Annotated in this window: 21 protein-coding genes; 8 read left to right on the forward strand and 13 right to left on the reverse strand. The window is 68.2% G+C overall.

Features of this window, described 5'->3' with window-relative positions; genetic code table 11:
• Window positions 1-167: 167 nt before the first annotated feature.
• From ACESK8_RS07020 to ACESK8_RS07035, 4 genes are all read right to left on the reverse strand, one after another.
• Complete coding sequence (locus tag ACESK8_RS07020; protein WP_372967923.1) at window positions 168-1628, reverse strand: sensor histidine kinase; 1461 nt, start codon at window positions 1626-1628, stop codon at window positions 168-170.
• 26 nt (window positions 1629-1654) lie between these two features.
• On the reverse strand, window positions 1655-2383 hold the full coding sequence (locus ACESK8_RS07025; RefSeq protein ID WP_372967924.1) for a response regulator transcription factor: 729 nt from the start codon (window positions 2381-2383) through the stop codon (window positions 1655-1657).
• A gap of 138 nt (window positions 2384-2521) precedes the next feature.
• Window positions 2522-3970: an NADP-dependent phosphogluconate dehydrogenase gene (gndA, locus tag ACESK8_RS07030; RefSeq protein WP_372967925.1), complete on the reverse strand. Its 1449-nt coding sequence runs from the start codon at window positions 3968-3970 to the stop codon at window positions 2522-2524.
• Window positions 3971-4090: 120 nt separating this feature from the next.
• Window positions 4091-4216, reverse strand: a complete 126-nt coding sequence (locus ACESK8_RS07035) for a hypothetical protein (protein ID WP_276326184.1) — start codon at window positions 4214-4216, stop codon at window positions 4091-4093.
• Between the two features lie 223 nt (window positions 4217-4439).
• On the opposite strand from ACESK8_RS07035, the gene ACESK8_RS07040 reads away from it, so the two are divergent.
• Both ACESK8_RS07040 and pth read left to right on the forward strand, forming a co-directional pair.
• Window positions 4440-5048: a 50S ribosomal protein L25/general stress protein Ctc gene (locus tag ACESK8_RS07040; protein WP_060927807.1), complete on the forward strand. Its 609-nt coding sequence runs from the start codon at window positions 4440-4442 to the stop codon at window positions 5046-5048.
• Between the two features lie 119 nt (window positions 5049-5167).
• The gene (gene pth, locus ACESK8_RS07045) at window positions 5168-5749 is read left to right on the forward strand and encodes an aminoacyl-tRNA hydrolase (RefSeq protein ID WP_372967926.1); all 582 of its coding nucleotides are present in this window, start codon (window positions 5168-5170) and stop codon (window positions 5747-5749) included.
• 30 nt (window positions 5750-5779) lie between these two features.
• Here the strand turns inward: pth and ACESK8_RS07050 are convergent, their stop codons facing one another.
• Together ACESK8_RS07050 and trpS are read right to left on the reverse strand one after the other, a co-directional pair.
• Entirely contained in the window at window positions 5780-6577 is a 798-nt protein-coding gene (locus ACESK8_RS07050; protein ID WP_372967927.1) for a hypothetical protein, read from the reverse strand.
• Window positions 6578-6597: 20 nt separating this feature from the next.
• Window positions 6598-7602, reverse strand: a complete 1005-nt coding sequence (gene trpS, locus ACESK8_RS07055) for a tryptophan--tRNA ligase (protein ID WP_372967928.1) — start codon at window positions 7600-7602, stop codon at window positions 6598-6600.
• Window positions 7603-7659: 57 nt separating this feature from the next.
• On the opposite strand from trpS, the gene ACESK8_RS07060 reads away from it, so the two are divergent.
• Complete coding sequence (locus ACESK8_RS07060) at window positions 7660-7992, forward strand: hypothetical protein (RefSeq protein WP_372967929.1); 333 nt, start codon at window positions 7660-7662, stop codon at window positions 7990-7992.
• A 44-nt stretch (window positions 7993-8036) separates the two neighbouring features.
• On the opposite strand, the gene ACESK8_RS07065 is transcribed toward ACESK8_RS07060, so the two are convergent.
• The 7 genes from ACESK8_RS07065 to ACESK8_RS07095 form a co-directional block, all read right to left on the reverse strand.
• Entirely contained in the window at window positions 8037-8879 is an 843-nt protein-coding gene (locus ACESK8_RS07065; protein ID WP_372967930.1) for an exodeoxyribonuclease III, read from the reverse strand.
• Window positions 8880-8888: 9 nt separating this feature from the next.
• A complete protein-coding gene (locus ACESK8_RS07070) occupies window positions 8889-10097 on the reverse strand; it encodes a YihY/virulence factor BrkB family protein (protein WP_372967931.1) in 1209 nt (402 codons plus the stop codon).
• A gap of 76 nt (window positions 10098-10173) precedes the next feature.
• Window positions 10174-10941 carry a succinate dehydrogenase iron-sulfur subunit gene (locus ACESK8_RS07075; RefSeq protein ID WP_372967932.1) on the reverse strand — a complete coding sequence of 256 codons (768 nt, stop codon included), beginning with the start codon at window positions 10939-10941 and terminating at the stop codon, window positions 10174-10176.
• Window positions 10942-10943: 2 nt separating this feature from the next.
• Complete coding sequence (gene sdhA / locus ACESK8_RS07080; RefSeq protein WP_372967933.1) at window positions 10944-12770, reverse strand: succinate dehydrogenase flavoprotein subunit; 1827 nt, start codon at window positions 12768-12770, stop codon at window positions 10944-10946.
• Between the two features lie 19 nt (window positions 12771-12789).
• Complete coding sequence (locus ACESK8_RS07085; protein WP_372967934.1) at window positions 12790-13233, reverse strand: succinate dehydrogenase hydrophobic membrane anchor subunit; 444 nt, start codon at window positions 13231-13233, stop codon at window positions 12790-12792.
• Window positions 13233-13667, reverse strand: coding sequence for a succinate dehydrogenase, cytochrome b556 subunit (gene sdhC, locus ACESK8_RS07090; protein WP_074731658.1), 435 nt, complete (start codon window positions 13665-13667; stop codon window positions 13233-13235). Before sdhC ends, ACESK8_RS07085 begins: the two co-directional genes overlap by 1 nt.
• Before the next feature lie 171 nt (window positions 13668-13838).
• A complete protein-coding gene (locus ACESK8_RS07095; RefSeq protein ID WP_372967935.1) occupies window positions 13839-15098 on the reverse strand; it encodes an FG-GAP-like repeat-containing protein in 1260 nt (419 codons plus the stop codon).
• A 58-nt stretch (window positions 15099-15156) separates the two neighbouring features.
• Between ACESK8_RS07095 and ACESK8_RS07100 the strand changes: the two genes are divergently transcribed.
• The 5 genes from ACESK8_RS07100 to ACESK8_RS07120 all read left to right on the forward strand — a co-directional run bounded on the left by ACESK8_RS07100 (window position 15157) and on the right by ACESK8_RS07120 (window position 21807).
• Entirely contained in the window at window positions 15157-16272 is a 1116-nt protein-coding gene (locus ACESK8_RS07100; protein WP_372967936.1) for a mannose-1-phosphate guanylyltransferase, read from the forward strand.
• Between the two features lie 147 nt (window positions 16273-16419).
• The gene (locus ACESK8_RS07105) at window positions 16420-17532 is read left to right on the forward strand and encodes a BMP family protein (RefSeq protein ID WP_372967937.1); all 1113 of its coding nucleotides are present in this window, start codon (window positions 16420-16422) and stop codon (window positions 17530-17532) included.
• A gap of 161 nt (window positions 17533-17693) precedes the next feature.
• Entirely contained in the window at window positions 17694-19208 is a 1515-nt protein-coding gene (locus ACESK8_RS07110; protein WP_372967938.1) for an ABC transporter ATP-binding protein, read from the forward strand.
• Window positions 19205-20524, forward strand: coding sequence for an ABC transporter permease (locus ACESK8_RS07115; RefSeq protein WP_372967939.1), 1320 nt, complete (start codon window positions 19205-19207; stop codon window positions 20522-20524). Before ACESK8_RS07110 ends, ACESK8_RS07115 begins: the two co-directional genes overlap by 4 nt.
• Window positions 20521-21807, forward strand: a complete 1287-nt coding sequence (locus tag ACESK8_RS07120) for an ABC transporter permease (RefSeq protein WP_372967940.1) — start codon at window positions 20521-20523, stop codon at window positions 21805-21807. Before ACESK8_RS07115 ends, ACESK8_RS07120 begins: the two co-directional genes overlap by 4 nt.
• Window positions 21808-21811: the final 4 nt, after the last annotated feature.

Genomic DNA, 21811 nt, shown 5'->3' on the forward strand with positions numbered 1-21811 from the left:
GGAGGACAGCTCGGATTCAGGACGGAATCCGTCCATTCGTCCTGAACTCGCGCGGTCGTCCTGAGCTCGCGCCGCGGACGCAGGATGCGGACCGCGGCCCCGCAGCGTGCGGACCGCGGCCCCGCAGCGAGCGGACCGCAGACCGAGGCCCCGCGGACGGACGGGGATCAGTCCGCGGAAGCGGGGCTGATCGGGATGCGGACGGTGAAGGTCGTGGCCCCCGGCTCGCTGTCGACCGTGATCTGGCCGCCGTGGCCCTCGACGATCGCCTTCACGATCGCGAGGCCGAGGCCCGTGCCGCCGGTCTGCCGTGCGCGTGAGCTGTCGCCGCGAGCGAATCGGCCGAAGAGCTCGTCGCGGACGCCGGGGTCGATCCCCGGCCCGTCGTCGTGCACCCGCAGCACGGCGTCGTCGCCCTCACGACTGACGCTGAGCGTGATCGAGGTGCCCGCAGGGGTGTGCGTGCGTGCATTCGCGAGGAGGTTCGCGACGACCTGATGCATCCGTCCCGCGTCGCCGATGACGACGATCGGCTCATCCGGGACCTCGATCTGCCAGTGGTGATCCGGTCCGGTCGGTCGGGCATCCGACAGCCCCTCGAGTGCGAGCTGTGTGAGGTCGACGGTGCCGTAGACCAGCTCCCGCCCCTCGTCGAGGCGAGCGAGCAGCAGCAGATCCTCCACGAGGCGGGTCATCCGCAGCGACTGGGCCTGGATGCGCTCGAGGGAGGTCGTCGTGCCTTCGATGACCGCCGGTCCCGTCTGCTGCTTGAGGGCGCGCAGGGACAGCTCGGAGTATCCGCGGATCGACGACAGCGGAGTGCGCAGCTCATGGCTCGCGTCGGCGACGAAACGCCGCATCTGCTCCTCGTTCTTCTGCCGCGCGGCCAGGGAGTCGTTCACGTGGTCGAGCAGCGTGTTGAGGGATGCGCCGACGAGCCCGGTCTCCGTGCGAGGGTCTGCCTCGAACGCCGGTACTCGCTCGGTGATCTTGACCTCACCTCGATCGAGGGGCTGATTGGCGACGCGGGTCGCCGTGGCCGCGACCGCGCGCAGGGGCCGCAGCCCCACCCTGATCGTGATCGCCGTCGTCAGGGCGAGGAGGATCAGGCCGCCGATGGTCGCGAGAGCGATCACGGTGAGCAAGGTCGTCAGCTGATTCTGGATCTCGGTGCGGGGCAGCCCCGTCACCACGTTGGCCCCGTTGGCCGCCTTCTGCGCGACCAGCATGTACGAGCCGAACTCCTTGAGCGAGACCGTGCCGATCGCGCGTCCGGCGAGCGACTCGTTGATCTGGGCGAGCTCGGCGTCGGTGAGGTCGGCCGTCGCCCCGATGTTCTGAGCCGCGTCCGTGAAGACCGCACCGCTCGTGCCGCCCTCGACGCTCGACATCGCGAACAGCAGTCCCGGCACGGGGTTGAGCCGCGGCCGGATGTTGTCGACGGTCGTGGCCTCTTCGGGGTACGACCCGACCAGCTGCGTGATCTGCGACGACGCGATCTTCAGGCGGTCCTGCAGCTGGAGCTCCAGCGTCGCCCCGAGCGTCGCACTGGTGATCACGGCGACGATCACGAGGATGAGCGAGACGAATCCGATCACGGCTGTCATCAGCCGCGTCTGCAGGCTCATCGGCCGCCGCGTCATCCTCGCATCGCTCACTGAGGCGCCTTGATCATGTAGCCGACGCCTCGCACGGTGTGCAGCAGGGGAGTGCGGCCGGCGTCGATCTTCTTGCGCAGGTACGAGATATACAGCTCCACGACCGACGACTTGCCGCCGAAGTCGTAACTCCAGACACGGTCGAGGATCTGCGCCTTCGACAGCACGCGGCGCTCGTTGCGCATCAGGTAGCGGAGCAGCTCGAACTCGGTCGCCGTGAGCTCGATCTCCGTGCCGTCGCGCATGACCTCATGGCTGTCCTCGTTGAGGGTGAGGTCGGCGACGCGCAGGATCGACTGACCGTCGTCGGCTGTCGCATGGCCGGTGCGGCGGATGATCGCGCGAAGCCGGGCGATTACCTCCTCGAGGCTGAACGGCTTCGTGACGTAGTCGTCGCCGCCCGCGGTGAGGCCCGCGACGCGGTCGCCCACGGCATCCTTCGCCGTCAGGAAGAGCACGGGGACGAGGCTGCCGGACTCGCGCAGGCGCCGCAGCACCGCCATGCCGTCGAGGTCGGGCATCATGATGTCGAGCACCAGTGCATCCGGCTCGAAATCGCGCGCGACCTGCAGCGCCTCGAGGCCCGACGATGCCGTGCGCACCTCCCAGCCCTCCATGCGGAGGGCCATCGCGAGCAGATCGGTGAGCATCTGCTCGTCGTCGACGGCGAGGATGCGCAGGGGAGAGCCGTCGGGGCGGCGCAGGTCGGGGAGGTCGGTGCTCATGACTCCATTCTGCGGAATCCCCTATGGGTTTTCTATGGAGAGCGCTATGCGTCTGCTGGGAGACATGACGTCGACCACCCCGCGCATGGCGAAGGCCCCGGCGTGATCGCCGGGGCCTTCGTCGTGCTGCGGACGCGCTCAGTGCGTGTCTTCGGCCTCGATCTCGGTGCGGTCACCGGACCACTGCGTGTGGAACGTGCCCGGCTTGTCGATGCGCTTGTAGGTGTGCGCGCCGAAGAAGTCGCGCTGGCCCTGCACCAGTGCCGCAGGCAGGCGGTCGGCGCGGATGCCGTCGTAGTACGACAGCGACGACGAGAACGCCGGGGCGGGGATGCCGGCCTGAGCCGCCGTCACGACGACCCGACGCCAGGACGCCTGGCCGCGGGTGAGCGCCTCGGCGAAGTACGGCGCGGTCATGAGCACGGGCAGCTCGGGGTTCTCGGCGTAGGCGTCCGCGATGCGGTTGAGGAACTGCGCGCGGATGATGCATCCACCGCGCCAGATCTTGCTGATCGCGCCGAGGTCGATGTTCCAGCCGTACTCGGCGGCGCCGGCGCGGATCTCGTCGAAGCCCTGCGAGTAGGCGACGATCTTCGACGCGTACAGCGCGAGACGGACGTCCTCGATGAAGGCGGCCTCGTCGGTGACGACGAACTCCTCGTCGGGGCCGGGCAGGGCGCGAGCGACCTCACGCTGCTCCGGGTGCGATGAGAGCGAGCGGGCGAAGGTGGCTTCGGCGATGCCCGAGACGGGGACGCCGAGCGAGAGGGCGGTCTGCACGGTCCAGGCGCCGGTGCCCTTGGCGCCGGCCTGGTCGAGGATGACGTCGACGAGCGGCGTGCCGGTCTCGGCATCCACCTGGCGCAGCACCTCTGCGGTGATCTCGATCAGGTACGACTCGAGCTCGCCCTTGTTCCACTCGGCGAAGATCTCGGCGATCTCGGCGGGCGACTTGCCCGTGCCGCGCCGGATGAGGTCATAGGCCTCGGCGATGAGCTGCATGTCGGCGTACTCGATGCCGTTGTGCACCATCTTCACGAAGTGCCCTGCGCCGTCGTGTCCGACGTGCGTGACGCACGGCTCGCCCTCGGCGATGGCGGCGATGGACTTGAGGATCGGGCCCAGGGTGACCCAGGACTCGTCCGAGCCACCCGGCATGATCGACGGGCCCGTGAGCGCGCCCTCCTCGCCACCGGAGATGCCGGCGCCGACGAAGTTGATGCCCGTCTCGCGGACCGCCTTCTCGCGGCGGATGGTGTCGGGGAAGTAGGCGTTGCCGCCGTCGACGATGATGTCGCCCGGCTCGAAGACCTCGACGAGCGAGTCGATCACGGCATCCGTCGGACCGCCGGCCTTGACCATGATGATCGCGGTGCGCGGCTTCTGCAGCGAGTCGGCGAACTCCTGGTAGGTCTGTGCGGGGATGAACCCGGCCTCAGGATGCTCGGAGACGAGGGTCTCGGTCTTCTCGTAGCTGCGGTTGAAGATCGCCACCGTGTTGCCCTCGCGGGAGGCGAGGTTGCGGGCGAGGTTCGAACCCATGACGGCGAGTCCGACGACTCCGATGTTCGCTGATGCTTCGGGCACAGATGGCTCCTAGATCGAGAAGAAGGGGATGCGTCCAGATTATCGCGGCGCCGGGGGAGGCGCGCCCGTGTGTCGCCCGATGATCGGGCGAGGCCGCGCGGGACGGCCGGGACGCGGGGGTCAGTCCTTGCGGTAGCCCGTGCGTCCGAGCGAGAAGAGCGCGGCGAAGGTGAAGCCGGCGGCGCACACGGTCATCGCGCCGATGACCCAGAGGATCACGTGGGAGAAGAAGGCGCCGTCGAGCATGAGTGAACTCCGTGTTTCTGCAGAGGGGAATCGGTGTCCTCAGCCTATCGGCTCATCCGGTACCATGAGAGGAGTACCTCGGCGAGGGATGCTTCTGCGCGTGCGCTGGCATCCGTTATCGACGCGGCGAAGCAAGCCCGGTGGCTTTCCTCACGTGTCTGCGTTCGAGAACAATTCCAAGACCACCGCGTAGCTGTCGCTGCGTGCCCCGAAGGAGAACCCCATGTCTGAAGACACCAAGGTCAAGGCCGAGCTCCGCGAGAGCTTCGGCAAGGGCTTCGCCCGTCGTCTGCGCGCCGCAGGCAAGATCCCCGCCGTCATCTACGGTCACGGCACCGACCCCGTGCACGTCGCGCTGCCGGGCCACCAGGTCTCGCTCATCATCCGCCGTGCGAACGCCCTGCTCGAGCTCGACATCGAGGGCACGCCTCAGCTCGCCCTGGTCAAGGACGTCCAGAAGGACCCCGTGCACCAGATCATCGAGCACATCGACCTCCTGGTCGTCCGCAAGGGCGAGAAGGTCACGATCGACGTTCCCGTCATCGTCACCGGCGAGTCGGCTCCCGGCACCATCGTCAACCAGGACGCGAACACCCTGTCGATCGAGGCAGAGGCCACGCACCTGCCGCAGAACGTCGAGGTCTCGGTCGAGGGACTCGAAGAGGGCGCGCACATCACCGCCGCCGACGTCACGCTCCCCAAGGGCTCGACGCTGCTGACCGACCCCGAGGTGCTCGTCGTCGCGATCTCGATCCCGGCCGAGGAGTCGCTCGGTGAGGACGAGGCCGGCGCCGACGAGGCTGCTGCCGAGGAGGAGCCCGCCGCGGAGTGATCTCCGCAGGCGCAGCTCACAGCTGACTGCATCACAGAGGGGGCGCGATCGGATCGCGCCCCCTCTGTCGTATTCTGACCCGGGCGCCGCGTGCAGCCCGCATCCGAGAGGACGACGACATGGCATCCACCTGGCTCGTGGTGGGGCTCGGGAACCCCGGCCCGCGATACGAGGCGACGAGGCACAACATCGGCCAGATGGTGCTCGACGAGCTCGCCGCGCGGCGCGGAGAGACGTTCCGAGAGCACAAGGGAGGGGCTCGGGTCGTCGAGACCTGGCTGCGGCCCGGAGGCGACAAGCTCGTGCTCGCCAAGCCCAACACGTTCATGAACGTCTCGGGCACGCCCGTCGCGGCGCTCGCGCGCTTCTACTCGGTGCCGCCGGAGCGCGTCGTGGTCGTGCACGACGAGCTCGACATCCCTTTCGACACGGTCAAGCTCAAGATCGGCGGGGGACACGGCGGCCACAACGGCGTTCGTGACATCGCCAGAGCCCTCACGACGGCCGAATTCCCCCGGGTGCGCGCCGGGATCGGCAGGCCGGTCGGCCGGCAGGATCCCGCGGACTGGGTGCTCTCGCCGTTCGGCAAGGAGGAACGCGCCAACCTGCCGATCCTCGTCTCTGATGCGGCGGATGCGGTCGAGCTGCTCGTCGACGAGGGGCTGCTCGCCGCGCAGCAGAAGCACCACGCACCGCGCTGATCCGACAGCCGGCCCGGTCGGCGGAGACGGTCAGGGCAGGAAGCCTGCGGCGGTGCCCGTCGACACGGAGACGAGCAGGACCACCCAGAAGATGATCGGCCCCAGCACGGCCACGACGAGGGCGGCGATGCCGGCACCGCGAGCCTGCTTCTTGCGGATCGCGAGGATGCCGATCACGATCGCGGCGATCCCGAGCACGGTTCCCGTCCAGAACGACAGCTCTGCCCAGAGCACCTGATCGCGCGCGGGGGCCAGGACCGACAGGAAGTCGCGGTCGCTCGTGTCCAGTCCGCCGGGGATGCGTCGGCCGATCTCGAATCCGACGACCCCCACCACGATCGGGGTGACCACGGCGGCGATGAGTGCGAGGATGAGCGCCAGCATCCCGAGCAGGCTCGACTTCTTCGGCGCGCCATCCGGCGCGCGGTACGCCCCTTCGGGTGCGGCGTATCCGCCGACGGGCACCTGGTACGCGCCGGGAGGGGCGGCCGGGTACGCCGGAGTTCCGATCGGAGCGGGAGGAGCGGGATAGGCGGGAGAGGGCGAGGCGGTGCCGCTCGGCGCAGGGAACGCGGGAGGGGCCGCCGGAGCCGCCTGGTGAGCGGGAGGTGCCGGAGGTGCGGGCGGCGCCATCGGAGGCTCCGCCGAGTACGTCGGCGGAGCAGGGGGCGTGGCCTGAGAGCCCGTGGGCTGAGAGCCGAACTGCGGGGCTGCCGGAGCGTCGGGTGCGTAGGCGGGCGGCGGAACCGGGGGCTGTGCCGCTGCGGACTCGGGTGCCGGCGGCACAGGGGGAACGGCACCGGACGGGGGCAGCTGCGGATCAGTCACGCCCCCATCCTATGGGGCGCTCAGACGCGACGCAGCAGCCCGACGCGGTCGTAGACGGCGGCGAGTGTGGCGTCGGCGACCTCGTCTGCACGGGCGGCGTTCGCGGCGAGGATGCGGTCGAGCTCAGCCGGGTCGTCGAGGAGCTCGAGTGCGCGAGCGCGGACCGGCTCGAACTCGTTCACGACGACCTCCGCGAGCCCCTTCTTGAAGTCTCCGTAGCCGCGACCGGCGTACTCGTCCTCGATCGCGCCGATCTGGCGCCCGCTGAGGGCGGCGTAGATCGTGAGCAGGTTCGAGACGCCCGGCTTCTCTTCGCGGTCGAAGCGCACGGACCCCTCGTTGTCAGTGACCGCGCGCATGATCTTTTTCGCGGACTTCGCGGGATCGTCCAGCATCCAGAGCACCCCGGCGTCGCTCTCTGCGGACTTCGACATCTTCGAGGTCGGGTTCTGCAGGTCGTAGATGCGGGCCGTGTCCTTCTGGATCACCGGACGGGGGACGACGAAGGTCTCGCCGAACCGGCTGTTGAACCGCTCCGCCAGGTCGCGCGTGAGCTCGACATGCTGCTTCTGGTCGTCGCCGACGGGCACGACGTCGGTCTGGTAGAGCAGGATGTCGGCCGCCATCAGCACCGGGTAGGTGAAGAGGCCGACGCTTGTCGCGTCGGCGCCGTAGCGCGCGGACTTGTCCTTGAACTGCGTCATGCGACCGGCCTCGCCGAAACCGGTGATGGTCGAGAGGATCCAGGCCAGCTCGGCATGCGCGCGCACATGGGACTGCACGTACAGGGTGGACAGGGACGGCTCGATTCCGGCGGCGATGTACTGTGCTGCGGTGCGACGCGTCTTCTCGCGCAGCTCAGCCGGATCCTGCGCGACGGTGAGCGCATGCAGGTCGACCACCGAGAAGTAGGCGTCGTAGGAGCTCTGGAGCTCTCGCCACTGCAGGAGCGCCCCGATGTAGTTGCCGATCTGAAGGGAGTCGGCGGAGGGCTGCATTCCTGAGTAGAGGCGAGGTTTCGTCACGATATCAATCCTATGGGGGCGGTGGCGGTCGCAGAGTCCGCACGGAAGACTCGCGACATGACGGATCGCCCTGCAGCTGCCGACCCGAATCCTGTCAGGAGCGGGCGCACGTCGCGCATCATCGGAATCGTGCTCACGGTGATCATCGGGATCCCTTTCGCGCTCCTCGTCCGGGTCGCCCTGAGCAGTCGCTTCGGACCGGCCTCGGCCGACCCGCACGGCTACGGGCTGATCATCGGCACCGTCCTGGCGCTCGGCCTCGGGCTGCTGCTCGCGGTGACGGTGCCGCTCGTGTTCTCGCCCGGACGAAGAGGCCGCGCGTATCTGTGGAGCATGCTCGGCTATCTCGCGGTGGCGGCGGGCCTGATCGTGGCGCTGCTCACCGCCTGATCGCCGCGCAGCCCCTCGGTGGACCCGAAGAGGGTCGACCCGCTTCAGTACGTGTAGTCGACGACGACCGGTGCGTGATCGCTCCAGCGCTGGTCGTACGCCGCCGCGCGGGCCACATGGTACGCCGTCACGCGCTCGGCGAGAGCGGGGGTGGCGAGGTGGTAGTCGATGCGCCACCCCGAGTCGTTGTCGAAGGCCTGTCCTCGCATCGACCACCAGGTGTACGGCCCTTCGACCTCGCCATGGAAGGTGCGCCCGACGTCGACCCAGCCGAGGCCGGTGCCGGTGGACCCGTCGACGCCCTCGACCGTCGCGCCGGCCGCCCCGAGGAAGCGATCGAAGTAGCCGCGTTCACGCGGCAGGAACCCGGCCTTCTTGCGATTGCCGCGCCAGTTCTTGATGTCGAGCTCGCGGTGGCCGACGTTCAGATCGCCCGTGACGAGCGCCAGGGCTCCGTCACCCTGTCCGAGCTCCGCGAGTCGTGTCTCGAAGGCGTCGAGGAACTTCCACTTCTCCTCCTGCTTGGGGGTGTCCGCCTCCCCGCTGTGCACGTATGCGCTGACCACGGTGATCGGACGGTCGCCGATGACGAAGTCGGCTTCGATCCAGCGGCCCTTCGAGTCGAAGTCGATGGCGCCGAGATCGGTGCGCGACGCGACGGCGGGCACTCGACTGGCGATCGCGACACCGGCGCGGCCCTTGGCGGTCGCCTCGTCGTGCACGAACGTCCACCCCGGCAGCGCGGCCTCGAGATGCTCGTCCTGTCCGCGCACCTCCTGAAGGGTCAGGATGTCGACGTCTGCGGCGTCGAGCCAGGCTCCCATGCCGTTGCGAGCCGCCGCTCTGATCCCGTTGACGTTGACCGTGGCGATACGCAGATGAGGCATGTCTCCAGCCTAACCAGCGCCACCGACATCCCGAGACGAGCGCTGCAGCTCCGCGCGGAACCGCTGCGCGAGGGGAGAGGCGGTCTCCACCGGTGGGGGAGCGGACGCCTCGAGCGCGGCGAGGTCCTCCTCCGCGGCGCGCACGGCGCGAGCAGCCGACCATGCGCCGTACCAGGGGGCCTTGTCGCGCGCGTCGAGGACATCGCGCAGCCGGATCCGGGCCGCGGCGACGAGCGTCCGGTGCTCCGCGATGCGCCGCTCGGCGTCTGACGGCGACAACAGCGGAAGGTCTCGGTCCTGCGCCGTCATGGCGATCCAGGACGAGGCCACCAGCATGATCACGCCGTTGACCCGGAACCACAGCAGCAGTCCGATGAAGATGGCGAAGGTGGCCAGCAGCGGATTCGACGGCGTGTAGCTGAGCAGAAACCCGGCACCGTACTGGAGGATCGTCATCGCTGCGCCGCCGAGGAGTGCACCGGGCCAGATCGTGCGCCAGTGCAGCGAGGTGCCGGTGAGGAAGCGCACCATCGCCGCCAGGGCGCCGGAGAGCAGGGCGAAGGAGACGACGACCGTGCCGAGCCGGATGCCGAGGTTCAGTCCGGCGGAGCCCGCATCCCAGCCGAGGAGGCTGATCAGCCACCGCAGCACGGCCGCGCTGGCCGAGCTGAGCAGCGAGCCGGCGATCAGCGCCACTCCGAAGATCAGGGCGGCCAGCAGGTCCCTCGCCTTCAGCATGACGTAGCTGCGGAGATCGGGAGGCAGGCCGAAGATGTCTCTGGTCGCCCGACGGGAGAACGTCACCCAGCCGATAGCCGTCCAGATGACGGTACCGAGGGCGATGAGACCCGTGACGCTCAGCACCCCGGTGGTGTTGGCGGCGATCTCCTGCACCTGCGCGGGAGTGAACACGCCCCCGGGGTCCTGGATCAGGTGCGGGACGTAGCTGTTGATGATGTCGATCAGTCCGTCGACCGCCTCCGCGCTGCCGCCCAGCCACAGCCCGGCGATGGCGAAGGCGAGATAGATCGCCGCGAAGATCGCGAACAGGGCCTGATAGCTCACGCCCGCCGCGAGCAGGAATCCGTTGTGCTGCAGGAAATGCCGCCAGACGCGCACCGGGAACAGCCCGAGCGTGCGCCGGGTCAGTGCAGTGGCCCGTTCGACGGCTGCATCCAGCCGACCGGGCTCGCTCGTCTCGTCACCGGAACCGGACATCCCCTCACTTTATCCACACAGCGAGAGCGGGCGGGCTCCCAGAAGGAGCCCGCCCGCTCTCGACGGAGTCACCGGGTCAGGGGCGTCCGCGAAGGACGGCCTGCTTGACCTCGGCGATGGCCTTGGTGACCTCGATGCCTCGAGGGCAGGCCTCGGAGCAGTTGAAGGTCGTGCGGCAGCGCCAGACGCCTTCCTTGTCGTTGAGGATGTCGAGGCGCACCTCGGCGTTGTCGTCGCGCGAGTCGAAGATGAAGCGGTGCGCGTTCACGATCGCCGCGGGTCCGAAGTACTGTCCGTCGGTCCAGAACACGGGGCACGACGAGGTGCATGCGGCGCACAGGATGCACTTGGTCGTGTCGTCGAAGATCTCGCGGTCGGCGATCGACTGCACACGCTCCTTGCCCTTCTCGGGCACCGAGTTCGCGACCAGGAACGGCTGCACGTCGCGGTAGGACGCGAAGAACGGCTCCATGTCGACGATCAGGTCCTTCTCCAGCGGAAGGCCCTTGATCGCCTCGACGTAGATCGGCTTCGAGATGTCGAGATCCTTGATCAGCGTCTTGCACGCGAGACGGTTGCGCCCGTTGATGCGCATGGCGTCGGAGCCGCAGATGCCGTGGGCGCAGGAACGACGGAAGCTGAGGGAGCCGTCGACCTCCCACTTGATCTTGTGGAGGGCGTCGAGCACGCGGTCGGTCGAATAGAGCTCCACGTCGTAGTCGACCCAGTGCGGCTCGGCGTCGATCTCGGGGTCGAACCGACGGATGTTGAAGGTGACGATGAAGGACTGGATGCCGCTCTCCTCCGTCGTGTCCGCGGGAGCTTCGGCGATGGCGTTCGACATGCTCAGTACTTCCTCTCCATCGGCGGGTAGTTCAACTCGCCCTGCTCGTTCTTGGTGAAGACGACGGGCTTCCAGTCGAGCTTGATGTGGTCGCTCGGGGTGGAGGAGTGCGGGTCGCCGGTCAGGTAGGCCATGGTGTGCTTCATGTACTTCTCGTCGTCGCGAGTCGGGAAGTCGTCGCGCATGTGGCCGCCACGGCTCTCCTCACGGTTCTGCGCGGCGTAGACGACGACCTCGGCGATGTCGAGGAGGAAGCCCAGTTCGACGGCTTCGAGCAGATCGGTGTTGAACCGCTTGCCCTTGTCGTCGACGTGCACGTTCTTGTACCGCTCGCGCAGCTCCGCGATCACGCCGAGGACGTGCTCGAGGGACTCGTGCGTGCGGAAGACCTGCGCGCCCTTGTCCATCTCGTCCTGCAGTGCCTTGCGAAGCACGGCGATGCGCTCGGTGCCCTGGTTGTTGCGCAGGCCCTCCAGCATCCCGGAGACGAAGCCGGCGGGGTTCTCGGGAAGCGGGACGAACTCGGCCGTCTTGACGTACTCGACCGCGTTGCGGCCGCTGCGCTTGCCGAAGACGTTGATGTCGAGCAGCGAGTTGGTGCCGAGACGGTTGGCTCCGTGCACCGACACGCACGCGCACTCGCCGGCGGCGTACAGGCCCGGCACCACGGTGTCGTTGTCGGCGAGTACCTCGCCGTTGTTGTTGGTGGGGATGCCCCCCATCGCGTAGTGCGCGGTGGGCATCACGGGCACCGGCTCGACGACCGGGTCGACACCCAGGTAGGTGCGCGCGAACTCGGTGATGTCGGGGAGTTTGGTCTCGAGGACCTCTGCGCCCAGGTGCGTGCAGTCCAGCAGCACGTAGTCCTTGTGCGGACCGGCTCCGCGGCCCTCGGCCACCTCCTGCACCATGCAGCGGGCGACGATGTCACGCGGGGCGAGGTCCTTGATGGTCGGCGCGTAGCGCTCCATGAAGCGCTCACCCGAGGCGTTGCGGAGGATCGCGCCCTCGCCTCGTGCTCCCTCGGTCAGAAGGATGCCGAGGCCTGCGAGTCCGGTCGGATGGAACTGGAAGAACTCCAGATCCTCGAGGGGGAGTCCCTTGCGCCAGACGATCCCGACGCCGTCGCCCGTGAGGGTGTGCGCGTTGGAGGTCGTCTTGAAGATCTTCCCGAACCCGCCCGTCGCGAAGATCACGGCCTTCGCCTGGAAGACGTGGAGCTCACCGGTGGAGAGGTCGTAGGCGACGACGCCAGACACCTGCGTCTTGCCGTCGGCATCCTTCACCGTCAGCAGGTCGAGCACGTAGAACTCGTTGAAGAAGTTGATGCCGAGCTTGACGCAGTTCTGGAAGAGGGTCTGCAGGATCATGTGACCGGTGCGGTCGGCCGCGTAGCAGGCGCGACGCACCGGGGTCTTGCCGTGCTCGGCGGTGTGACCGCCGAATCGACGCTGGTCGATCTTCCCCTCGGGCGTGCGGTTGAACGGCAGACCCATGTTCTCGAGGTCGATGACCGCGTCGATGGCCTCCTTGGCGAGGATCTCAGCGGCATCCTGGTCGACCAGGTAGTCGCCGCCCTTGACCGTGTCGAAGGTGTGCCATTCCCAGCTGTCCTCTTCGACGTTCGCGAGGGCCGCGGCCATTCCGCCCTGCGCCGCACCGGTGTGCGAACGCGTCGGGTACAGCTTGGAGATCACAGCGGTCCTGGCGCCGGGTCCGGCCTCGATGGCCGCCCGCATGCCGGCGCCGCCGGCACCCACGATGACGATGTCGAACTGGTGGTAGTGCACGCCGTCGCGCACGACGGAATCCTGGGTCTCGGTAGTCACTTCTCGTATGCCTTCTCTTCTACTTGCCCAGCGTCTGGCACTGTTCCCACAGCGTGCTCGACTCGGTCACGCCGAGGCACGGGTCGAAGGTGAAGACGACCAGAGTGCCGAGGATGATGAGCAGGGCTGCAGCCAGGCCCAGGGCCCAGGTCAGCGCCTTGCGAGCGGTGTTGTTCGTGACGTAGTCGTTGACGATCGTCCGCATGCCGTTGGCGCCGTGGATCAGGGCGAGCCAGAGCATGATGACGTCCCACCACTGCCAGAACGGAGTGGCGAACTTGCCGGCGATGAACGCGAAGTCGAGGGCGTGGATGCCCTCGCCGACCATCAGGTTGATGAACAGGTGTCCGAAGATGAGCACGACGAGCACGACCCCGGAGGCGCGCATGAAGAGCCAGCCCCACTTCTCGAGGTTGAATCCGCGCTGCCGACGCACGGGCGCTGAGACGGTCTGAGCGGTCATCAGTGTCCTCCTCCGAAGCCGGCGAACGCGAGCATCAGGTGCCGCGGCACGAAGCCGGCCATGATGATGCCCCACACCAGCAGCACGCCCCAGAAGAGCTGACGCTGGTACTTCGCACCCTTCGACCAGAAGTCCACCGCGATGATGCGGAGACCGTTCATCGCGTGGAACACGATGCCGGCCACGAGCACGACCTCGCCGAGCGCCATGACCGGGTTCTTGTAGGTCCCGATGACGGCGTTGTACGCCTCGGGGGACACCCTGATGAGTGCCGTGTCGAGCACGTGCACCAACAGGAAGAAGAAGATGGCGACTCCGGTGATGCGGTGAAGCACCCACGACCACATGCCTTCACGACCCCGGTAGAGGGTGCCGCGCGGCGTCTTGGAAGTGGTTTCCGAAATCGACGGTGTCAAGCGAGCGCTTGTGGACACGGTCGTCCTCCCTGGATCGATGAGACTCGGTCGCGTGCGATGCGTGTTCCAAGCGTGAGCCTGCTGTCGTCAGGCACGGCCGATCGGACACCATCCTATTCCCGTGAGAGGGCAGGGGGCGACGAAGGGGAGCCTAAGTCTCTCGACGTCGAGAGGATCGGACGCCGTCGGTCAGCCGATCTGGCTCATCGTGTTCCAGCCGCTGCCCAGGGTCTGACGGGCGAGAAAGCCGCTGCGGCCGTTCCCGGGGTAGAGCAACAGGGCGCCGTCGGACGAACGGGCGACGACATCCTGGGCCCCGTCGCCGTTGAGGTCGCCACCGCCGAAGATCGCGGTGAACGGCCGCCAGCCGGTGCCGATGCGAACCGGCTTCCCCCAGGTGCCCTTGCCGGTGGTGGGGTACAGCCACAGGGTCCCGTCCGAGATCTTGCGCGCGATGATGTCGCCCCTGGCGTCGCCGGTGAAGTCACCCGCATGGGAGATGGAGTCGAACGCGTTCCAGCCGCTGCCGATCTGGATCCCGCTCCCGGCGAGCCACCCGCCCTTCCCGTTGCCCCGATACAGCTTCAAGGTTCCGCTCGTGGTGCGCGCGATCACATCGGGCAGCCGGTCGCCGGTGAAGTCCATGCCGCCGATCAGCTGGGTGAACCCGGACCATCCCGTGCCGATCTGCACGGCCGCACGGAGTCCACCCCTGCCGTCGCCCGCATAGAGAAGCAGCCGACCGGTCGCCTCGACCCGGGCGAGGTCGGGTATCCCGTCTCCGGTGAAGTCGCCCAGCGTGGTGAACGGTCGGCTCCCCCAGGTCGATGTCACGGTGAGCGGAGCAGCGAACCCGCTCTTGCCGGTGCCGGGATAGATCATCAGTTCACCCGTGGACGTGCGCGCGACGATGTCTGCGTTGCGGTCGCCCGTGAGATCGCCCGCGCCGCCGCTGAGCTTCTTGACCGGTGAGCCGATGCCGAAGATCTGCACCCAGTAGGTGCGGTAGCAGGATCCGGTGGCCACTCCCACGCCGAGCCCGGTGTAGCGGCTGTCGAGGATGTTCGCCTTGTGCCCCGACGAGTTCATCCACGCCGTCATCACCGACTTCGCATCCGGCTGCCCTGCCGCGATGTTCTCGCCCGTCGCGACCCACCCGTATGCGGCCACCCGCGAGCTGCGCCACTGCGACGTGCTGTGCTCGAACGTGCAGGTGGCGGCGAGGTGCCTGGCCCACTCCGCCGCCGCCGCGTCGAGGGCGGGGTCGGAGACCAGCGCCCGCACACCCGCCTTATAGCGCTCGGCGTTGGTGAGGGCGAAGACCTCGCCGGCGGTGCCGCTCGCGGCGGATGCGGAGGTGGGGACGAGTGCGGCCGCGGCGAGCACGAGCACGAGCGCGGCGGTGGCGCGACGAAGAAGGGCAGGGCGCCGTGTGGGGGAGGGGGCCATGGGACGACCATACTGGCGCTCTGCATGGCCGGGTCAAGACCCCGTTACGCTGAGCAGCATGAGCGAGCCGATCAAGGACTTCTACGCGGTGATCCCGGCCGGAGGCATCGGCAGCAGGCTGTGGCCGCTCTCGCGGGCGGATGCTCCCAAGTTCCTGCACGACCTCACGGGGTCAGGGCACTCCCTGCTCCGCGACACCTGGGACCGCCTCGAGCCCCTCGCCGGCAGCGACCGGATCGCCGTGGTGACCGGCCGCGCGCACCGGGCGGCCGTCGAGTCCGAGCTGCCGGGCATCCCCGATCTCAACGTCTTCCTCGAGTCCGAGCCGCGGGAGTCCGCCGCCGCGATCGGACTGGCGGCTGCGGTCCTGCATCGCCGTGATCCCGACGTGATCATCGGCTCGTTCAGCGCCGACCACGTCATCCGCAGCACACGCGTGTTCGAGTTCGCGGTCCGCGACGCCGTCGAGGTCGCACGCGAGGGGTACATCTGCACCATCGGCATCTCGCCCACCGAGCCCGCCGTCGGATTCGGATACATCCGCAAGGGACCCGAGCTCGTCGTCGAGGGGGCTCGCGAGGCGGCGCTGGTCGAGAGCTTCGTCGAGAAGCCCGATCTCGAGACCGCGAAGGCCTACTTCGCCGACCGCGGCTACCTGTGGAACGCGGGCATGTTCATCGCCAAGGCGAGCGTGCTGCTGGAGGAGCTGGCCGAGAACGAGCCAGACCTGCACGCCGGGCTGATCGAGCTCGCCGAGGCCTGGGACGATCGCGACCGCCGCGGTCCGGCGGTCGACCGGATCTGGCCCGGACTCAAGAAGATCGCCATCGACTACGCCGTCGCCGAACCCGCTGCCCGCCGCGGACGTCTCGCCGTGGTGCCCGGTCACTTCGACTGGGATGACGTCGGCGACTTCGCATCGCTCACGAAGCTCATCAACAACGGACGCAAGAACGACCTCGCCGTGCTCGGGCCGAAGGCCAGGGTGCTGTCGGATGCGGCGAGCGGCATCCTCGTCAGCCAGACCTCTCGCGTCATCAGCCTCATCGGCGTGAAGGACATCGTCGTCGTCGACACCCCGGATGCGCTGCTGGTGACCACGGTCGAGCATGCGCAGCGCGTGAAGGGCGTCGTGGAGTCCCTGAAGCTCACCGGGCGCGGCGACGTGCTCTGATGAGCATCCGCGGCCGCTCATCGGCTGTCTTGATTTCAGCTTTGTAACCATTCGTCGACGGCCAGGCCACCGGCATGCGCAAATGTCGAAACAGTAGGTAACTTTGAGCGATCCGCGAGGGCCGCGGCACCGTTCAGGAGGCATGAGTTGACCATCTCCACCACCAAGAAGCTGCTGGGCGCGACCGTCGCCGCTGGCGTCGTCTTCGCACTCGCCGGCTGTGGCCAGGCTCCCACCGAATCGGGCGGCGACGGCGGCACCGACGTCGCATCCGACTTCCTCCCCTGCCTCGTCTCCGACGCCGGCGGGTGGAACGACAAGTCGTTCAACCAGTCCGCCAAGGAAGGCATGGACCGCGCAGCCGACGAGCTGGGCGTCAAGCCGCTCGAATTCGAGTCGGCGAACGACAATGACTACGCGCCCAACCTCGAGACCGCGGTCTCCGAGGGATGCTCGCTCATCGTCGCGGTCGGCTTCAAGCTGTCCGCCGCCACGGTCGAGTCCGCACTCGCGAACCCCGAGATCGACTACGCGATCATCGACGACTACGCCGACAACGACTTCGACGGCACGACCGACGCTCCCAACATCAAGCCCCTGGTGTTCGACACCGCTCAGGCCGCCTACCTCGGCGGATACGCCGCGGCCGGATGGTCGGCGGAGTCCGGCGTGAACAAGGTCGGCACCTTCGGCGGAATGCAGATCCCGTCGGTCGCCGTGTTCATGGACGGCTTCCAGCTCGGTGTCGAGAAGTACAACGAGGACAAGTCCGCCGCCGTCCAGGTCTTCGGCTGGGACAGCGCGACGCAGAAGGGCTCGTTCACCGGCGGCTTCGACGCCAACGACACGGCCAAGCAGACCGCGCAGGGCGTGCTCGACCAGGGTGTCGACGTCATCCTCCCCGTCGGCGGGCCGATCTACCAGAGCGCTGCGGCGGCCATCGCCGACAGCGGCAAGGACACGCTGCTGGTCGGCGTCGACAGCGACCTCGCCGTCGCCGACGAGACGGTGGCCGACGTCACCCTCTTCTCGATCATGAAGGCGATCGACGTCGCGGTCGAGGATGCGACCGTCGCCGCCTCGAAGGGCGACTTCGACGCTGCTCCCTACGTCGGCACGCTCGAGAACGAGGGTGTGAAGCTCTCGGGCTTCGGTTCCTTCGAGGGTGACCTGCCCGACGGACTGCTCGACGAGATCTCGGCTCTGCAGGAGCAGATCATCGCCGGCGACATCACGGTGGAGTCCCCGAACTCTCCGTGAGTCATCGATGTCCAGCACGGGGCGAGTGGTGAAAGCTGCCACTCGCCCCGTGCCGTGGACGGAAGGTGACGACTGTTGGCGGCGCATCCGGGCGATCCCCGTGCGATGCGTCTGAGATCCTCCGGGCACAGCCGGAGGACTCTTCTGGATAAGGTGCAGATATGAAGCTCGAACTTCGCGGCATCACCAAGCGGTTCGGAACCCTGGTGGCCAACGACCACATCGACCTGGTGGTCGAGCCGGGGCAGATCCACGCTCTGCTCGGCGAGAACGGCGCAGGCAAGTCCACGCTGATGAACGTCCTCTACGGGCTCTATCAGGCAGACGAGGGCGAGATCCTCCTGGACGACGTCGTCCAGCGGTTCCGCGGCCCCGGTGACGCGATGAACGCGGGCATCGGCATGGTGCATCAGCACTTCATGCTCGTCCCCGTCTTCACCGTCGCCGAGAACGTCATGCTGGGGCACGAGCAGACCAAGGGCCTCGGCACGCTCGACATCGGCAAGGCCAGGGAGCACGTGCGCTCCGTCGCCGCGCGGTTCGGCTTCGACATCGACCCCGACGCGATCGTCGGCGACCTGCCGGTCGGCGTGCAGCAGCGGGTCGAGATCATCAAGGCGCTCTCGCGCGATGCGAAGGTGCTCGTCTTCGATGAGCCCACCGCCGTCCTCACCCCGCAGGAGACGGACGAGCTGATGGGCATCATGCGCCAGCTCCGCGACGAGGGCACCGCGATCGTCTTCATCACCCACAAACTCCGTGAGGTCCGTGAGGTCGCGGACACCATCACGATCGTCCGCCTCGGCCGCATCGTCGGCGAGGCGTCGCCCACCGCGACCAATGCCGAGCTCGCCTCGCTGATGGTCGGTCGCGCCGTCGAGCTCACCGTGCACAAGGAGGCTCCGCGCCTCGGCGACGGCGGCCTCGAGGTGAAGGGGCTGCGTGTCCTGACCCCGACCGGAGCGATCGTCGTCGACGGCGTCGACTTCTCGGTGCGCCCCGGCGAAGTCCTCGCCGTGGCCGGAGTGCAGGGCAACGGCCAGACCGAGCTCGTCGAGGCGATCGTCGGCCTCGCCGCCCGTGTCGAGGGATCGATCACCCTGGACGGCACCGAGCTGGTCGGCAAGAGCGTGCGCGCCATCCTCGACGCCGGGGTCGGGTTCGTCCCGGAGGACCGCACGGAGGACGGCCTCGTCGCCGGATTCTCGGTGGCGGAGAACCTGATCCTCGACCGTTCGGCCGATCCTGAGTTCAGCCGCGGCGGCACCCTCCGCCGCTCGGCTCTCGAGGACTTCGCGCGGGCGCGCATCACCGAGTACGACATCCGGACGCAGGGGCCGCACACACCGGCGGGCACGCTCTCGGGCGGAAACCAGCAGAAGGTCGTGATCGCGCGCGAGATGAGCCGCGAGCTCAAACTGCTCGTCGCCGCACAGCCCACCCGCGGCGTCGATGTCGGATCGATCGAGTTCATCCACAAGCGGATCATCGAGACGAGGGATGCCGGGATTCCCGTCGTCGTCGTCTCGACGGAGCTCGACGAGGTCGCAGCTCTCGCCGACCGCATCGCGGTGATGTACAGAGGCACGATCGTCGGGATCGTCCCCGGCGACACCCCGCGCGAGACGCTGGGACTGATGATGGCGGGCGCCGCCGAGGGAGAGGTGGCCGCATGAGCGGTATCACGCCACAGGGGAGTGGATCGGCGGGCGACGTCTCCGGCGACCAGCTCTCGCTGAACACGACCACGACGCAGCGTGACACGGGTGACGTCCCGCCGCCCCCGCGCGGCAACGTGATCCTGAAGGAGATCCTGCGCGGCAGCGCCGTCTCCACGATCCTCGCGATCTTCCTGGCCCTCGTCGTCGGCGGCATCCTGATCGCCTTCACGAATGAAGACGTGCTGGAAGCCTCCGGGTACTTCTTCCAGCGTCCGAGCGACACGTTCGCGGCGATCTGGAACGCCGTCTACAACGGCTACGAGGCGCTCTTCCGCGGCGCGATCTTCAACGCCCGCGGCGCCGACTTCGCCGCGCAGATCCGTCCGCTGACCAACACCCTCGGATTCGCGGCGCCGCTGATCGCCGCCGGTCTCGGTGTGGCGCTGGCCTTCCGCGTCGGTCTGTTCAACATCGGCGCCCGCGGTCAGATGCTGATCGGCGTGGCGGTCGCCGGCCTCCTCACGTTCCAGCTCGACCTGCCGTTCTGGCTGCACATCCCGGTCACGCTCATCGCCGGTATCGCGGGCGGTGCGCTGTGGGGTGCGATCGCAGGGCTCATCAAGGCCCGCACGGGTGCGCACGAGGTGATCCTCACGATCATGCTCAACTACGTGGCGTACTACCTGCTGCTGTGGATGATCCGCACGCCGGGGCTGCTGCAGAAGCCCGGTACGAATCAGGCGCTCGGTTACGCGACTCCCGAGAGCGCGCAGTTCCCCTCGATCCTCGGGCCGCAGTTCCCCCTGCTCGACCTCGGATTCGTCATCGTCATCATCGCGACCCTGTTCGTGTGGTGGCTGATCGAGCGGTCCTCCCTCGGCATGCGGATGCGCGCCGTCGGCGAGAACCCGCACGCCGCGCGCGCGGCCGGGATCAGCGTGTCCCGCGTCTACGTGTACGCCATGCTGCTCGCCGGTGGTCTCGCCGGACTCGCCGGCATGAATCAGATCCAGGGTGCCGTCACCACCGGCATCACGGAGACGATCGACGCCGGCATCGGCTTCGACGCGATCACGGTCGCCCTCCTCGGGCGCAGCCGCGCCTGGGGCACGTTCGCCGCGGGCATCCTGTTCGGAGCGCTCAAGGCCGGGTCGTTCTCGATGCAGGCCCAGGACATCCCCGTCGACATCGTGCTCGTCGTGCAGTCGCTCGTCGTGCTGTTCATCGCGGCTCCTCCGCTGCTGCGCACGGTGTTCTTCCTCCCGAAGTCCGACGCCGAGAAGGCGGCCAAGGCGAGAGCCAAGGCAGCGAAGAAGGCGGTGACCGCATGACCTCCCTCGTTCAGAGCCAGGCCGCTGACGGAACGGTGCAGCTCGCGACCGTCCGTGAACGCCACCTGAAGGGTCCGATCGTCCTCGCTGCGGCCACGGCGCTGCTGGCGCTGCTGTTCCTGCTCGTGCCGCGCAGCGGCACGAGTGCGTTCCGGCTCAGCGACCAGTCCTCCGCGTTCGCCCTCCCCGACATCGCGCTGCCGACCGGACCCACCAGCTGGGTCGTCGTCGTGCTTCTCGCCGTGCTGACCGGTCTGGCCTTCTTCCGCGCCTGGACCTATCGCAAGTCCTCGCTGTGGCTCGTGGCCGTGTTCGGCGTGCTCGCCGTGTTCGGCTTCCTGGTGTGGGCGGGCGCCGGCGGACTCGTCCCCGTCACGAGCCTCCTGTTCGGTGCCGTGTCGCTCTCCGTGCCCCTGGTCTTCGGTGCGCTCGGCGGCGTGATCGGAGAGCGCGCAGGCGTCGTCAACGTCGCGATCGAGGGTCAGCTGCTCCTCGGCGCGTTCTCGGCCGCACTGCTCTCGAGCATCACAGGCAGCCCCTTCGTCGGTCTGCTGGGCGCGATGCTCGGCGGCGTGCTGGTGGCCAGCGTGCTCGCCGCGTTCGCGATCAAGTACCTCGTGGAGCAGGTGATCGTCGGCGTCGTGCTCAACGTGCTCGTCAGCGGACTCACCGGGTTCCTCTACGGCGCGCTGCTCGCGCCGAACGAGACGGCGCTCAACACGCCCGTGCGCTTCAGCCGCATCGAGATCCCGCTGCTCAGCGACATCCCGATCATCGGGCCGGTGCTGTTCAACCAGACCTTCATCGTCTACCTGATGTTCGTCACGGTCGCGATCGTCGCCTGGGGGCTCTACCGCACGAAGTGGGGACTCCGCGTCCGTGCGGTCGGCGAGCACCCGCAGGCGGCCGACACGGTCGGCATCAAGGTCAATGCGACCCGGTTCTGGAATGTGCTGCTCGCCGGCGCGATCGCCGGAATCGGTGGAGCGTACTTCACGCTCGTCTCGGTGCCGCAGTTCGGCAAGGACATGACCGCCGGCCTCGGCTTCATCGCCCTCGCCGCCGTCATCTTCGGACGGTGGGATCCGATCAGGGCCACGCTCGCGGCGCTGCTCTTCGGCTTCGCGACGAACCTGCAGAACCTGCTCTCGATCCTCAAGACCCCGATCCCCGGCGAGTTCATGCTGATGCTGCCGTACGTCGTCACGCTGCTCGCGGTCGCCGGGTTCGCCGGTCAGATCCGCGGGCCTGCGGCCAGCGGCAAGCCGTACATCAAGTCCTAGGAGA

The sequence above is a fragment of the Microbacterium sp. genome, from assembly GCF_041641055.1.
Lineage (GTDB): Bacteria > Actinomycetota > Actinomycetes > Actinomycetales > Microbacteriaceae > Microbacterium.

Excerpts from the sequence above, each read along its gene's own strand:
- ACESK8_RS07020 (WP_372967923.1), bottom strand. The coding sequence starts at position 1,628 with ATGAGCCTGCAGACGCGGCTGATGACAGCCGTGATCGGATTCGTCTCG.
- ACESK8_RS07025 (WP_372967924.1), bottom strand. The coding sequence starts at position 2,383 with ATGAGCACCGACCTCCCCGACCTGCGCCGCCCCGACGGCTCTCCCCTG.
- ACESK8_RS07035 (WP_276326184.1), bottom strand. The coding sequence starts at position 4,216 with ATGCTCGACGGCGCCTTCTTCTCCCACGTGATCCTCTGGGTCATCGGC.
- ACESK8_RS07040 (WP_060927807.1), top strand. The coding sequence starts at position 4,440 with ATGTCTGAAGACACCAAGGTCAAGGCCGAGCTCCGCGAGAGCTTCGGC.
- pth (WP_372967926.1), top strand. The coding sequence starts at position 5,168 with ATGGCATCCACCTGGCTCGTGGTGGGGCTCGGGAACCCCGGCCCGCGA.
- ACESK8_RS07060 (WP_372967929.1), top strand. The coding sequence starts at position 7,660 with ATGACGGATCGCCCTGCAGCTGCCGACCCGAATCCTGTCAGGAGCGGG.
- ACESK8_RS07065 (WP_372967930.1), bottom strand. The coding sequence starts at position 8,879 with ATGCCTCATCTGCGTATCGCCACGGTCAACGTCAACGGGATCAGAGCG.
- ACESK8_RS07070 (WP_372967931.1), bottom strand. The coding sequence starts at position 10,097 with ATGTCCGGTTCCGGTGACGAGACGAGCGAGCCCGGTCGGCTGGATGCA.
- ACESK8_RS07075 (WP_372967932.1), bottom strand. The coding sequence starts at position 10,941 with ATGTCGAACGCCATCGCCGAAGCTCCCGCGGACACGACGGAGGAGAGC.
- ACESK8_RS07085 (WP_372967934.1), bottom strand. The coding sequence starts at position 13,233 with ATGACCGCTCAGACCGTCTCAGCGCCCGTGCGTCGGCAGCGCGGATTC.
- ACESK8_RS07095 (WP_372967935.1), bottom strand. The coding sequence starts at position 15,098 with ATGGCCCCCTCCCCCACACGGCGCCCTGCCCTTCTTCGTCGCGCCACC.
- ACESK8_RS07100 (WP_372967936.1), top strand. The coding sequence starts at position 15,157 with ATGAGCGAGCCGATCAAGGACTTCTACGCGGTGATCCCGGCCGGAGGC.
- ACESK8_RS07110 (WP_372967938.1), top strand. The coding sequence starts at position 17,694 with ATGAAGCTCGAACTTCGCGGCATCACCAAGCGGTTCGGAACCCTGGTG.
- ACESK8_RS07115 (WP_372967939.1), top strand. The coding sequence starts at position 19,205 with ATGAGCGGTATCACGCCACAGGGGAGTGGATCGGCGGGCGACGTCTCC.
- ACESK8_RS07120 (WP_372967940.1), top strand. The coding sequence starts at position 20,521 with ATGACCTCCCTCGTTCAGAGCCAGGCCGCTGACGGAACGGTGCAGCTC.